Origin of the sequence: Mycoavidus sp. SF9855, from assembly GCF_024582735.1 — a bacterium.
In the GTDB taxonomy this organism is placed as follows: domain Bacteria; phylum Pseudomonadota; class Gammaproteobacteria; order Burkholderiales; family Burkholderiaceae; genus Mycoavidus.
Window position 1 is genome coordinate 47,392 of record NZ_CP102085.1, and the last position, 14,277, is coordinate 61,668.

At 50.8% G+C, this 14,277-nt stretch carries 9 protein-coding genes and 1 pseudogene; 7 read left to right on the forward strand and 3 right to left on the reverse strand.

What is annotated here, in order from left to right; all coding sequences use genetic code 11:
* The first annotated feature begins 123 nt into the window (after positions 1 to 123).
* From NQD60_RS00175 to NQD60_RS00205, 7 genes and pseudogenes are all read left to right on the forward strand, one after another.
* Positions 124 to 558 carry a CCDC90 family protein gene (locus NQD60_RS00175; RefSeq protein WP_257100589.1) on the forward strand — a complete coding sequence of 145 codons (435 nt, stop codon included), beginning with the start codon at positions 124 to 126 and terminating at the stop codon, positions 556 to 558.
* Between the two features lie 71 nt (positions 559 to 629).
* Positions 630 to 2,027, forward strand: a complete 1,398-nt coding sequence (gene fumC / locus NQD60_RS00180) for a class II fumarate hydratase (RefSeq protein WP_223692914.1) — start codon at positions 630 to 632, stop codon at positions 2,025 to 2,027.
* Positions 2,028 to 2,112: 85 nt separating this feature from the next.
* Positions 2,113 to 3,219, forward strand: a complete 1,107-nt coding sequence (gene hemE, locus NQD60_RS00185) for a uroporphyrinogen decarboxylase (RefSeq protein ID WP_257100590.1) — start codon at positions 2,113 to 2,115, stop codon at positions 3,217 to 3,219.
* Positions 3,220 to 3,617: 398 nt separating this feature from the next.
* On the forward strand, positions 3,618 to 5,699 hold the full coding sequence (locus NQD60_RS00190; protein WP_257101313.1) for a primosomal protein N': 2,082 nt from the start codon (positions 3,618 to 3,620) through the stop codon (positions 5,697 to 5,699).
* An 85-nt stretch (positions 5,700 to 5,784) separates the two neighbouring features.
* Positions 5,785 to 6,024: a type II toxin-antitoxin system Y4mF family antitoxin gene (locus NQD60_RS00195; protein WP_257100591.1), complete on the forward strand. Its 240-nt coding sequence runs from the start codon at positions 5,785 to 5,787 to the stop codon at positions 6,022 to 6,024.
* 64 nt (positions 6,025 to 6,088) lie between these two features.
* Positions 6,089 to 9,823 (forward strand): annotated as a pseudogene (gene putA / locus NQD60_RS00200) (trifunctional transcriptional regulator/proline dehydrogenase/L-glutamate gamma-semialdehyde dehydrogenase); the annotation flags it as partial.
* Positions 9,824 to 9,916: 93 nt separating this feature from the next.
* Positions 9,917 to 11,056: a branched-chain amino acid ABC transporter substrate-binding protein gene (locus NQD60_RS00205; RefSeq protein ID WP_257100592.1), complete on the forward strand. Its 1,140-nt coding sequence runs from the start codon at positions 9,917 to 9,919 to the stop codon at positions 11,054 to 11,056.
* A 141-nt stretch (positions 11,057 to 11,197) separates the two neighbouring features.
* On the opposite strand, the gene NQD60_RS00210 is transcribed toward NQD60_RS00205, so the two are convergent.
* The 3 genes from NQD60_RS00210 to NQD60_RS00220 are packed head-to-tail and all read right to left on the reverse strand — an operon-like array spanning position 11,198 to position 14,099.
* Entirely contained in the window at positions 11,198 to 12,094 is an 897-nt protein-coding gene (locus NQD60_RS00210; RefSeq protein ID WP_257100593.1) for a DMT family transporter, read from the reverse strand.
* Between the two features lie 20 nt (positions 12,095 to 12,114).
* The gene (locus NQD60_RS00215) at positions 12,115 to 13,143 is read right to left on the reverse strand and encodes a bile acid:sodium symporter family protein (protein ID WP_257100594.1); all 1,029 of its coding nucleotides are present in this window, start codon (positions 13,141 to 13,143) and stop codon (positions 12,115 to 12,117) included.
* Complete coding sequence (locus tag NQD60_RS00220) at positions 13,140 to 14,099, reverse strand: nitronate monooxygenase family protein (RefSeq protein WP_257100595.1); 960 nt, start codon at positions 14,097 to 14,099, stop codon at positions 13,140 to 13,142. The genes NQD60_RS00215 and NQD60_RS00220 overlap by 4 nt, the downstream gene beginning before the upstream one ends.
* Positions 14,100 to 14,277 lie beyond the last annotated feature (178 nt).

Sequence of the window (14,277 nt, forward strand, 5' to 3'; positions counted from 1 at the left end):
TAATATTAAATCAACGAGTTAAATTCTTTGTCTATCCATATGAGCGACAGCAAATCTTATATGAGTTGAAAAATGCTACATACACTAGATTTGAGAGATTTAAGAGAACTAAGGAAGGTTGCTATGACGCTTGCCGCTTTTGACACGCTGAAATTCGTTAAACGCCTCCAAGGTGCTGGCGTTCCTGTTGCCCAGGCTGAGGCAGAGGCTGAAGTTTTGGCTGAGATTTTTGAAAGCAATCTGCAGCAGTTGGCAACTAAAGAAGATCTGCAGCGAGAAATTGGTATCTTGCGTAACGACATGGATGGCAAACATGAGCTGTTGCGCAAAGACATGGACGCTAAGCATGAGCTGTTGCGTAAAGACATGGATGCCAAGCATGAGATGCTACGTAAGGACATGGATAATAAGCATGAATCCTTGCGTAACGATATGCATACGATGGCGGAGCGTTTTGACGCTAAGCTCGATAAACTTGGACTCACTCTAACCATTAGACTGACATTCATTATGATTGGCGTAATGAGCGCTGCCGTCACGCTCAATAAACTCTTTTGAATAAGTTTGAAGCCTTTTGAGTCGGTATATAATGTTCGGCTTGTTCTTCTTAGCCGTCCAGACTTCCGCACATGAAAGAAAAAACTCGCATTGAACGTGACACATTTGGTGACATCGCTGTACCTGCAGCTCGCTTATGGGGCGCACAGACGCAACGCTCACGGCACAATTTCAAAATCTCAAATGAAAAACAAGCGCCTGAATTGATTCGAGCGCTCGCCCAGGTTAAACGCGCAGCCGCCACCGTGAATCATGCGCTTGATCTATTACCTGCTGATAAAACGAATGCCATTGTTCAGGCTGCTGACGAAATCATCGCCGGCCTGCACCCTGATGAATTTCCGTTGGTGGTCTGGCAAACGGGTTCAGGTACTCAGACGAATATGAATCTGAATGAGGTGATTGCGAACCGTGCGAGTGAATTAACGGGCGGCGAGCGCGGAGAGGCGCGTAAGATCCATCCGAATGATGATGTCAATCGAGGACAATCGTCCAATGATGTCTTCCCAACCGCGATGCACGTTGCGGCTGCGGATGGGATTGCGAATACATTATTGCCGGCCTTAAAAACGCTGCGTGATACATTGGCGGCGAAGGCGCAGGCTTTTACAGATATCGTTAAAATCGGGCGCACCCACTTACAAGATGCGACGCCGCTTACGCTTGGTCAAGAATTTTCTGGTTATGTGGCACAGCTTGAGCAGGGAATGCGCCATTTGGCGGCGGCTCTGCCTCATTTGTATGAGCTCGCTTTGGGCGGTACCGCCGTTGGCACTGGCCTCAATGCGCACCCAGCTTTTGCCGATAAAGTTGCCGCAGAAATTAGCTCACTTACCGGCCTTCCCTTTGTCAGCGCACCCAATAAATTTGAAGTCATGGCGGCGGCTGATGCACTGGTGCATGCGCATGGCGCGCTGAAGACAGTGGCTGCTGGTTTGATGAAAATCACCAATGATATCCGTTGGCTAGCGAGTGGGCCGCGTTGTGGCTTGGGTGAATTGTTGATTCCAGAAAATGAGCCGGGTAGCTCAATCATGCCGGGCAAAGTTAACCCAACCCAGGCAGAAGCCGTGACCATGTTGTGCTGTCAAGTATTTGGTAATGACGTGGCAGTCAACTTCGGTGGCGCGAGCGGTAATTTTGAATTGAATGTATTCAGGCCCATGATTGCGCATAACGTGTTGCAATCGATTCGGTTACTCGCAGATGGCGCGCAAAGCTTTAACGACCACTGTGCCATTGGCATTGAACCAAACCGTGACCGTATTGATGCGTTGTTAAACGAATCCTTGATGTTGGTGACCGCGCTAAACCCACATATCGGCTATGACAAAGCAGCACAAATCGCGAAAAAAGCCCACCGTGAAGGCACCACTTTAAAAGTCGCGGCGCTGGCTCTTGGCCATGTCAGCGAGGCTGAGTTCGATGCCTGGGTACAGCCACGCAAGATGGTTGGCAACAAGCATTGACTAGAATAAAAAAAGCGGGCCCAAGAGGCCTGCTGAAACCGTTAGTGGCATTCTGGTGGATTTAAGCGGTTTTAGGAGTAATAAAATGTTGCAGTCTGTATCAAACGATACGTTCTTACGTGCGCTTAAACGCGAGCCTACCGACCATACGCCGGTTTGGTTAATGCGCCAGGCGGGTCGCTATCTGCCTGAATACAACCGCATACGCGCCCGCGCTGGCAGTTTTCTGGCACTGGCGAAAAATCCTGACTACGCTACTGAAGTGACATTGCAGCCACTAGAGCGTTATCCTCTTGATGCAGCGATTCTTTTTTCGGACATTTTGACTATTCCCGATGCGATGGGGCTTGGTCTAAGCTTTGAAACCGGTGAAGGCCCGCGTTTTGCCCGTCCGCTGCGGACCGAAGCTGATATCGCGCGGCTGGCGGTACCGGCAATTGATTCGACCCTGTCTTATGTGACCGATGCCGTTACCCAGATCCGGCGCGCGCTGACCAATGCCAATGGCCAACAGCGTGTACCGCTGATAGGTTTTTCTGGTAGTCCGTGGACGCTTGCTTGTTACATGGTCGAAGGCGGCGGCTCTGACAATTTTCGCCTGGTTAAAGCGATGCTCTATCAGCATCCGGCTTGGTTGCACCGCATACTTGAGATTAATGCGCAGGCTGTCGCGGCGTATCTCAATGCGCAAATCGACGCGGGTGCGCAAGCTGTGATGATCTTCGATACCTGGGGCGGAGCGTTGGCTGATGGTAAATTTCAGCAGTTTTCTCTGGCCTATACTAGAGCTGTTATCCAAAACCTAAAGCGTGAACATAATGGTGAGCAAGTACCGGTGATTGTGTTTACTAAAGGTGGTGGCCAATGGCTAGAGGAAATTGCGGCGATTGGTGCGCAGGCGGTTGGTCTTGACTGGACGGTGAATCTGGCCCACGCTCGTGAGCGTGTTGGCCACCGTGTGGCCTTACAGGGCAACCTCGATCCAACGGTGCTATTTGCCTCGCCGGCTGCCATTCGTGCCGAAGTGCGTTCAATCTTGGATAGTTATGGCAATCAAGCTGGCCATATTTTCAATCTTGGCCATGGTATCTTGCCTTTAACGCCTCCTGAGCATGTGGCTGAAATGGTCGATGAAGTTCATTCTTATAGCCGCTCATTGCGCGTGCAGTCGGCCCCCGAGCCTAAGTCTTGAGTGAGTACTCGGTCGGTTCCTAGGTAGATTCTATCAGGGGGATAGGCCGATTGGCTAAGTGCGCGACTTATACACAATTAGCCCGCCTATTGCAAGAGGTGGGTCAAATTTTTTATAAATAGCAAAAGAGTACCGTTGTCTTTTTCTAAGTGGTTGATTAATAAGGATTTGTGAAAATTGCTTCGAAACTGGGCAAACTAAGGTAAAGCCTTTGTCTTGGCCTTTTCAGCGGCTAAAGAGCGAGTTTTCAACAAAGTTATCCACAGGATTTGTGGAAAGCTAAAAAAAAGCCAAGAAATCCGGTAGTTAGCTGTTTATTGTATGCATTACTTTAAATTTGATCTGTTGATTTCGTATATCAAACGCGTCGTTTTGGAGATTGCGTGCAAACGTCTGTAATGAGTCGCTTAATTGTTCGTGTCGCCTTAGACCACCCTATCCCAACGCTGTTTGATTACCTTTGCACTATTTTGCCGGCGCCTCAACCCGGTCAGTTGGTGTCTGTACCGTTTGGTAGGCGGTCCTTAGTCGGATTAGTGTGTGAGGTGGTCGAGCATAGTGACATACCCACTGAACGCTTACGTACGCTCGAGGCTATTTGGGCTGATTGTCCGCCGCTGTCAACTCAATGGTTGGCATTATTGGCCTTTGCCGCTGATTATTACCAACGCTCACTAGGTGAAGTCGCATTACCATCGCTGCCGCCAGCGCTACGCAATGCAAAACGCTGGCCGCGGCTGTTGATCCCGGCTTCTCCCGTACCGTTAAGCGGTGAGCCTAAGGCTAGCGCGCTGGCCGTTCTCCCCATCATGGCGGACACCCAAGCACCGCTGATTGTGGAGCGGACTCTAACCCCTGAGCAAACGGAGGTGTTGCGCACGCTAAATTCAGCGCGAGGTTTTTCTCCTTTTTTACTATATGGGATAACGGGTAGCGGTAAGACGGAAGTCTACTTGCAAATGGTGGCCGGTTTGTTGGCGCGTGACCCTTTGGCTCAGGTGCTGGTGTTGGTGCCTGAAATTAATCTAACGCCCCAATTTGAAAAGACCTTCCGAGCGCGCTTTTCGGCTTGGCCTGCGCAAGCCATTGTCACTTTGCACAGTGGTTTAGCCGAAGGTGTGCGTGCGCGGCATTGGCTGGCCGCACATACAGGGCAGGCGCGTATTGTGTTGGGGACTCGGCTAGCTGTGTTAGCGTCGTTGCCAAGGCTGTCGTTAATTGTCGTGGATGAAGAGCATGAAGCGGCTTATAAACAGCAAGAAGGGTTGCGTTATTCTGCGCGTGATTTGGCCGTTTGGCGTGCGAAACAACTGAATATTCCAATTGTGCTGGGCTCGGCGACACCGTCGCTTGAAAGCTGGCAGCAAGTTGCACAGGGCCGCTATACCCGGCTAACGCTGACGCAGCGCGCGCATACCGAGGCAGTGCTGCCAACGGTGCGCTTGATCAATATGGACGGTAACAGTCACACGGCTCATGCCCCAAACTCAGGGCTGTCATCCTCTCTGGTTAAGGCGCTGCAGGAACGCTTAGTACGGGGCGAGCAAAGTCTGATTTTTTTAAACCGGCGTGGCTATGCGCCCGTACTTGCTTGCGATGCATGCGGCTGGGTCGCCGGTTGCGTGCGCTGCAGTGCTTATACTGTGCTGCATAAGCTTGAACGGAAATTGCGCTGTCACCATTGCGGTTGGCAAGCCCCTATCATGCGTGCTTGCCCGGATTGTGGCAATCTTGATTTAGCTCCGCTTGGGCGAGGCACACAAAAAATTGAAGAGACTCTCGCCGCGATTTTGCCGACAGCTCGGATTTTACGCATTGATGCGGATAGTACGCGTCGCAAAGGAAGTGCACAGGCGTTATTCGCAGAGGTACATGCAGGTGAGGCAGATATTCTAGTTGGCACGCAAATGATCGCAAAAGGACATGATTTCAAGCGGGTGACGCTGGTGGGCGTATTGAATACGGATGCTGCGCTGTTTTCGCATGATTTCCGAGCGAGCGAGCGGCTCTTTGCCCAGTTAATGCAAGTCAGCGGACGGTCAGGTCGCACCGGTCAAGGTGAGGTCCTGCTGCAAACGCGTTACCCGCAGCATCCTCTGTATGAAGCGCTGGCCCGGCATGACTATGCGGGTTTTGCTGCGACGACCCTTGCGGAGCGGCGGCAGGCGCGTTTGCCGCCCTTTGTTTACCAAGCGCTACTCCGTGCTGAGGCCCGTACCTTAGAAGCCGCACAGGCTTTTCTGATGCAGGGGATAGAATTATTGAATGGTTTGTCTGGCGCTGAACGGGTAACATGTTATGACCCTGTACCCATGGCCGTAGTTAAAGTCATGAATGTACATCGGGCTCAATTGCTGCTGGAGAGCCCATCGCGCATCGCGCTGCAAAGCGCATTACATTTATGGCAGCCTCATTTGCGTACGCTCAAAGTCAAAGGGATTGTGCGCTGGTCGCTCGAAGTCGATCCGCTTGATATCTAAATTAGCTCAGAATTGTTTCCTGATCGGGAAATTTTGTTGCATTGATTGAGATTTAGGCAGATAATTTCCCGAACAGGAAATTATTATGGCTGTTATTCATACCTCGGTAGATTTGGGCGCTGCGCTACGCCATGCCCGCAAACAACTTAAATTAACGCAACCACAACTGGCGTTAGTCGCCAATGTGGGGGTGCGTTTTCTGGTCGAACTGGAGGCGGGCAAGCCGACTATCCAGCTTGAGGGAGTATTACGGGTTATCCAGGCTTTAGGTAGTGAGCTGACTTTGACTATGCATCCTAGCTTAGAGAGTGATAACAATGACTAAACATACACTGGCCTAACTTTGCTTCTCATTCAAGAAACAAAAAAAGATGCTGACACCTCTCAAGCAACCTCAATCGTCACTACGCGCAGCAATTACAGCTGCCTACCGGCGCCCAGAAGCTGATGCCATTATCCCTCTTATTGATGCAGCCCATTTAACGGCTGAGCAAAGCGTTACGGCGCGTACGCTTGCCGGTGAATTGGTTAAAGCGCTGCGCACTAAATCTGTGGGCGGCGGCATTAAAGAATTGCTTCACGAATTCTCCTTGTCGAGTCAAGAGGGGGTGGCTTTGATGTGCTTGGCCGAAGCGTTGCTACGTATTCCTGATAGCGCTGTGCGTGAAGCATTGATTCGAGATAAGATTAGCCACGGTGACTGGAAATCGCATATCGCTCAAAAATCTTCATTATTTGTGAACGCGGCGGCTTGGAGCTTAATGCTGAGCGGCAAATTAGTCGCGAGTCATAGTGAGATAGGTTTGTTTGCTGCGCTTTCTCGACTGATTGGTAAAGGCTGTGAGCCATTGGTTCGCAAAGGCGCGGAGTTCGCCATACAACTGATGGGCGAACAGTTTGTGTGTGGTGAGACAATCGCTCAAGCACTGACCAACAGCCGCAAACTTGAAGCGCGCAATTTTCTTTATTCATATGACATGCTGGGCGAGGCGGCGCTCACAGACGAAGATGCCCAAGCTTATTTTATGGCTTATAAACAAGCCATTCACGCCATTGGCAAAGTAGCTGGGGCGCATGATATTTATGCTAAACCCGGTATTTCAATCAAATTGTCTGCGCTGCATCCGCGCTATGCGCGGGCGCAGAAAGATCGTGTTATGGCTGAACTCTTGCCACGCGTGCATGCTCTCGCAGCGCTTGCTCATCATTACAATATTGGGTTAAATATCGATGCCGAGGAAGCAGATCGATTGGAGCTGTCTCTTGATCTGTTAGAGGCGTTGTGTTTTGATCCGGCGCTCGCAGGCTGGAATGGTTTAGGCTTTGTGATCCAGGCGTATCAGAAACGTTGCCCGTTTGTGATTGATTACTTAATTGATTTAGCCGTGCGCAGCCAACGCCGGTTGATGGTGCGTTTGGTTAAAGGGGCGTATTGGGACAGCGAGATCAAACGCGCGCAAATTGACGGGCTAGAGGGATATCCGGTTTATACGCGTAAAATCTATACGGATGTTTCTTACCTTGCTTGTGCCAAAAAAATGCTCGCCGCGCCAGCCGCGATCTACCCGCAATTTGCCACCCATAATGCTCATACACTGGCGGCCATTTACCATTTGGCCGGCCCGGATTATTACGCGGGCCAATATGAGTTTCAATGTCTACATGGCATGGGTGAGCCACTTTATGAAGCGCTCCATAACCGCTGTGGCATAAAACGCCCATGCCGGATTTATGCGCCGGTGGGCATGTATGAAAGCTTACTGTCCTATTTGGTTAGGCGTTTGCTAGAAAATGGGGCCAATACTTCATTTGTTAATCGCATCGCGGATGAAACAGTGACCCTTGATGAACTTATTGCCGATCCGATTGAAGAGGCTTTAAAGGTCACCCCGCTAGGGGCTGCCCACCCGAAAATTGTGTTGCCGCGTGATCTCTATGAGAATGAGCGTGTTAATTCAAGTGGACTGGATTTATCGGACGAAAATCAGCTAGCTCGGCTATCTTCTGTTTTGTACGCCAGCATGAATATGAAATGGCAGGCAGCGCCTATCCTGGGGGCGGACATAGAGATGGACGGCAATAGCCCAGTACGCAATAGTTTTAACCCCGCTAATAAAGGTGACATTGTCGGTACGATAATTGACGCTAGCGTAGCTGAAGTGAAGGCTGCTTTGGCGATTGCATGTGCCGCAGCGCCTGGTTGGCAAATGACGCTGCCGGCAGCGCGTGCAGCGTGTCTGACGCGGGCGGCCGATCTACTTGAAGCGCAAAAATATACGCTGATGAGTTTACTGGTGCGAGAAGCCGGTAAATCGCTGGCGAGCGCGGTGTCCGAAATACGCGAAGCGGTTGATTTCTTACGCTATTATGCAGCGCAAATCGACCATGAATTTTCTAACCAAACGCATCGCCCGCTTGGGCCAATCGTTTGCATTAGCCCGTGGAATTTTCCGCTGGCAATTTTTATGGGACAAATTTCTGCTGCCTTGGCAGCGGGCAATCCGGTGCTGGCAAAGCCTGCTGAACAGACGCCGCTGATTGCGGCGCAGGCGGTTCGGATCTTGCACGAAGCGGGAGTGCCGATTGGCGTCGTGCAGTTGTTGCCAGGCGCAGGCGAGACAGTGGGGGCCGCGCTGGTTGCTGATGAGCGCATTAGTGGCGTGATGTTTACCGGTTCAACAGAAGTGGCGCGGCTGATTGCGAGAACACTGGCTACTCGGCTTGATGGTTATGGTAAACCGATTCCATTGATCGCAGAAACGGGTGGGCAAAATGCCATGATTGTGGATTCATCTGCGCTGGCCGAGCAAGTCGTCGCCGATGTTCTGGTGTCGGCGTTTGATTCGGCGGGCCAGCGTTGCTCTGCCCTGCGGGTTCTATGCGTGCAAGAGGAGGTTGCTGAGCGCATCTTGACGATGCTCAAAGGGGCCATGCAAGAGTTGGTGATCGGCAACCCGGGTTATCTGGCGACGGATGTTGGCCCAGTGATTGATGCGGCGGCTAAAGCGGCGCTTGAAAACCATATCGAGACCATGCGTGCCAAAGGGCATAAAGTGTTTCAGCCACGTTTGCTTGACGCATCGGCCACTGGTGGTTTTTCTAATGGCACCTTCGTCTTGCCAACATTGATTGAAATTGAATCAATCAATGAATTAAAGCATGAAGTATTTGGCCCCGTGTTGCATATTATCCGCTATCGCCGTCCGGCTCTTGATCTCTTACTTAAGGCGATTAACCGCACGGGCTATGGCCTAACGCTTGGCCTGCATACGCGGATTGATGAAACCATTACCTATGTCAGCGAAGGTGCGCGGGTTGGCAACCTCTACATTAACCGTAATATGATTGGTGCAGTGGTTGGCGTACAGCCATTTGGTGGCGAAGGTTTATCGGGGACCGGGCCCAAGGCGGGAGGGCCGCTTTATTTGCTACGTTTGCTGTCGCAACGGCCCTTGCAAGCACCCGCTAGGTTGACGTGGCGGCAAGCTCCGCGCAACGGGAGCTTAGTCGAGACGGCAACGACTCATGCTGCGGTGGCGAGATTGACTGCATACCGTGATTGGCTGACCGCACAAAATGATGCGCTGACCGCGCTGCGTTGCGAGCGCTACTTAAAACAAATCATCGTTGGCTCGACCTTTATCCTACCTGGCCCAACGGGCGAAGAAAACACCTATTCGCTGAAGTGCCGCGGGACCGTAAGGTGCGAGGCAGCTACGCTAAGCGGAGCGCGCGCACAACTAGCTGCCGCGTTAGCTACGGGAAATCATGCGCTGCTTGCCCCAGGCATCACGCAGCATCATGCTGAGCCTAGCCACAACCATCCTGATATGGCATGGGTTCAGACTCTTCCCGCAATCCTCAAGCACCATGTCAGCGTAGAGCGCTCTCTTGAAGATCCGTTTGATGCAGTATTATTCGAGGGGGAGCGGGCGCTGTTACAAACGCTTGTTAAGCGCATTGCGGCGCGCCCGGGTCCGCTGATTGGCATACAGAGCGTGGCGACTGGAGCACTGGCTTCGAATGAAGACGATTATATCCTGGAGCGGCTTTTAAGCGAAAGCTCGGTTAGCCTCAACACAGCGGCCGCGGGGGGTAATGCAAGTTTGATGACGATCACGTAATTGAGTTTAACGAAACTTAACCAGCACCTTTAAAACAGGCTCGGTGATAGACGAGCTAATATCGCTTTGACCAATCAAAACACAGAGGGACCAATGGAACGAATGATTAAGCAAGTAATACGCATGATGCTAGCAGGGTTGTGTATGGGCATGATGGCTTTTGCACAGTCCGCCGAGGAGGTAAAAATTGGGTGTGCGGCACCGCTGACGGGGGCGCAAGCACATTACGGCCAAGATTTCCAGAATAGCATCCTACTTGCGGTAGAAGATTTCAATGCAACTAAACCCACAATTGCGGGTAAGTCGATTCGGATCGTGCTGAATACGGCAGATGACCAGGCGGATCCCCGCACGGGTACTACCGTAGCGCAAAAGCTTGTCGATCAGGGCATTAAAGGGATGCTAGGTCATTTCAATTCGGGGACTACGATTCCAGCGTCTCGTATTTATGCCAATGCAGGCATTCCTCAAATCGCGATGGCGACTGCGGCCGAATATACCCAACAAGGTTTTAAAACAACCTTTCGTATGATGACTTCGGATACTCAGCAGGGGGCGGTGATTGGCGCTTTTGCAGTCAAACATCTCGGCTTTAAAAGGATTGCTATCGTTGATGATCGCTCGGCTTATGGTCAAGGTTTAGCGGATCAATTCGAAAAAGCGGCTAAAGCTGCGGGTGCCAAAATCATTGGCCGTGAATATAGCAGCGATAAAGCCGTTGATTTTAAGGGGGTTCTAACCAAGCTCAAGCGCGTCAAGCCGCAAGCAATTTTCTATGGCGGCGCTGATGCCCAAGCGGCACCGCTGGTTAAACAGATGCAAGCGCTTGATATAAAAGCCGTATTGATGGCCGGCGAGATGGTTAAATCAGAGACCTTTTTAAAGCTTGCCGGCAAAGCTGCCGAAGGTACTGTGGCCTCATTGGCAGGGCAGTCTCTTGACGAAATGCCAGGTGGTAAGGAATATGCTGATAAATATAAAAAGCGTTTTAACGAAAATGCGCAAACCTATGCGCCTTATGCCTACGATGGTGCGATGGCAATGTTTAATGCAATGAAAAAAGCTGACTCAACCGAGCCGGCAAAATATTTACCTTTGCTGGCTAAAACTGAAATGCCGTCAATCACCATGAAAATGCTCGCTTATGATGCACGTGGCGATTTGAAGCATGGCGATATTACGATTTATAAAGTGGTGAATGGACAGTGGCAGGTATTGTCTAGTATTAAATAGAGCTTTCACCCTGTAAATGCTCACTGAGCAACTTGTCCGTATAGCATCGCTGGGCAAGTTGCCGAGAATAAAAAATGAAGCGTGGTCGTCAAGCCACTGAGCACACTTTCTAAATTGCGCACTACAATTGCCCTATGCAGGCTAGTGCCAACTGACAGGAAGCGTGAGCCGCTTGATCTTTCCTGAAGCCAATGCAGTCCCTGCCAAGATAGTGATGCACCCTACCACCATAGAGGTTGTTAGCTGCTCTCCTAGAAAGTACACGCCCCATAATGTCCCGAAAATAGGAACCAAGAAAGCGACCGACATTGCATACGATGCGCCGGCATGAGCGACGAGTCGAAAATAAAGTAAATACGCGACACCGCTACACAAGATGCCAAGCGCGCCAACCGCATGCCATGTACTGAGGGCAATCGGCTGCTCTGGCCAAGTGAGTAACGCTAGCGGCAAGAGTGTGATGGCAGCAAAAAACTGACTGCTAAAAGCGACTACGCCTGGTGATACGGCGGCTAGTCGCTGTTTAGAATAATTTGTAGCAAAGGCATAAAGTAAAGTGGCGCTCAGCACCGCCCCAATCGCAAGGGTGAGCGGGACACCGTGTTCGGTTGTCTTTTCCCCTTCATGCATTCTGCTGACGACCAGGATGATGACACCAGTAAGCCCGACCGCTAAGCCTAATATCTGCATTTTGGTCAGTGGCGTGCGTAGCCATAAATAAGCAATCAACGCACCCCAGAGCGGGGTCGTGGCGTTTAGGATCGAATCAAAGCCTGCGTCGAGCGTAAGCGTTGAATAAGCAAATAAACAAAACGGCACAGCAGAATTGGTGATGCCTACAATGAAGAGGGGCCATATAAACTGGCGCAGGTGCGCGCGGGCAAGGGCGGTGCGTAATACCGGCAGCAGCACGAGCGAACCAATCCCAACCCGCAATGCAATCAGCGCAATTGGACCAAACTCAGGCGTGCTAATACGCATGAAGAGAAACGATGAGCCCCAAATAGCGGCCAAAATAATCAATTCGATGAGATTCATGATACGCGCAATGTGGATTTTTATTTTGTGGACGTTCCTGGATGGCGTATTATCGGTTTGCCGTCGAGATCAGTGTTATAGCGCATGGCACGTGCGCGGTAGCGCTGCGCCAGTAAAGAGCCTACCATTAACTGCATTGGATGAAACAACATTAAGGGCAAGATGGCGACACCTACTGTATAACCGGCAAAAACGATTTGTGCAATGGCAACTCCTGAGGCCAAGCTTCTTTGTGATCCGCAAAATATAACGGCAATCTGGTCAGCTTGGTTAAAACCAGCAAGCTTGCTCAGAGATTTGGTGATGATCAGTGCTAGTGCTATTAGTACTCCATTCACAATGATCAGACCCATGAGTGAGCGTGGTGGAACCTGCAGCCACAAACCTTGTACCACCGCTTCGCTAAAAGCAGTATAAGCAACCAGCGGAATCGCGCATTGTTCAATCAATTTCAGAATACGCGTATTACGTTCAAAACATGCACTGAGCCAGGGGCGGGTAATTTGGCCGATGATAAAAGGCACCAGTAAAAGCAATGTGATTTGCTTCACGGCAGACAGCCATAAAGTATTGCTGAACCCCTGTTGGCTGAGCAGTAAGCTGGCAAGTAACGGAGTGATAAGAATGCCGATCAGATTGGAGGCCGGGGCAGAACATATCGCCGCGGCTACATTACCCTTTGCGACTGAAGTGAAGGTAATCGATGCCTGTACGGTAGAGGGCAACATACATAGAAACAAAACCCCCGTATATAAAGCTGGCGTAACCAGCGGTGAGAGAATGGGCTTGAGCGTTAAGCCAAGCAATGGAAAAATCATAAAGGTGCAACTGAAAATCAGCAGATGCAAGCGCCAATGGGTGGCGCCTGCTAGTAATGTTGCGCGTGGCAATTTGGCGCCATGCATGAAAAACAGGATGCTAATCGCGATATTCGCAGCCCAACCAAAAGCCATGGCCGCTTCACCCTGGCATGGCAGTACATTAGCCAGGACAACTGCGCTGAGGATAGATACGGTGAGAAAATCTGGTAGAAACTTTGGGCGCATCATAGAGGGAAGTTAAATTGTCTTCGAGCTTGATTGTATTCGTCTTTTAAGCGTGTCACGAGCTCTACTACAGAAGGGCTATTCTCTATCAGTCCGACTCCTTGACCTGCTCCCCAAATATCTCGCCACGCTTTGGCCTGGTGGTTGTCAAAAACCATCTTTGATTTGTCCGCAGTGGGTAATTGATCTGGGTTTAATCCAGCATTAAGAATGCTTTGCCGAACATAGTTGCCGTGCACACCGGTAAAAATATTGGTGTAAATAATATCGGCTGCATTCGCCTCAATCAGCGCATTTTTATATTGATGGCTTGCATTGGCTTCCTGCGTGGCGATAAAGCGAGTGCCAATATAAGCAAAATCGGCGCCCATGGCTTGGGTTGCAAAAATAGCTTGGCCCGTGGTGATCGCGCCAGAAAGGACAAGTGGCCCCTCAAAAAAGCGCCGTACCTCGCCAACTAATGCAAAGGGTGACAAAGTGCCGGCATGGCCACCTGCACCTGCTGCTACCAAAATTAAACCATCAACCCCAGCTTCTAGTGCTTTGTGCGCATGCCGGATACTGATTACGTCGTGTAATACAATGCCGCCGTAGGCATGGACTGCGTCTATGAGCTCTTTAATTGGCTCGCGCAAGCTGGTGATAAAAATGGGCACCCGATGTTCAACGCAAACCCGCACATCGTGTTCAAGTCGCTCATTTGTGCTGTGCACAATCTGATTGACCGCAAGTGGGCCAATACACGCGTTGGGGTGTGACGTCCGGTAACTATCAAGCGCTTGCTCAATGCTCGTAAGCCAAGTATCAAGCAAGCTAGCAGGCCGCGCATTTAATGCCGGAAAAGCCCCCACAATGCCAGCTTGGCATTGTGCAAGCACCAATTCTGGGTAGCTAACGGCGAACATTGGTGCTGCAATAACAGGCAGAGCGAGGTTTTGCAAAACTGAGGGTAGAGCCATTACATTTCCGCTTTTGAGGAATCACGGCACAGCGTGATTGATGTATTTGCTGGAAAGAACGCGTACTTTACACACCCGGCACAACCTTATTCTTTTAGAGGTTACCTGCAAACGTCCCAACGGATGCTGACCTTACGCTGAAAATTAAATTTCCATCCTTGCCGGCGCGGCTTAACGA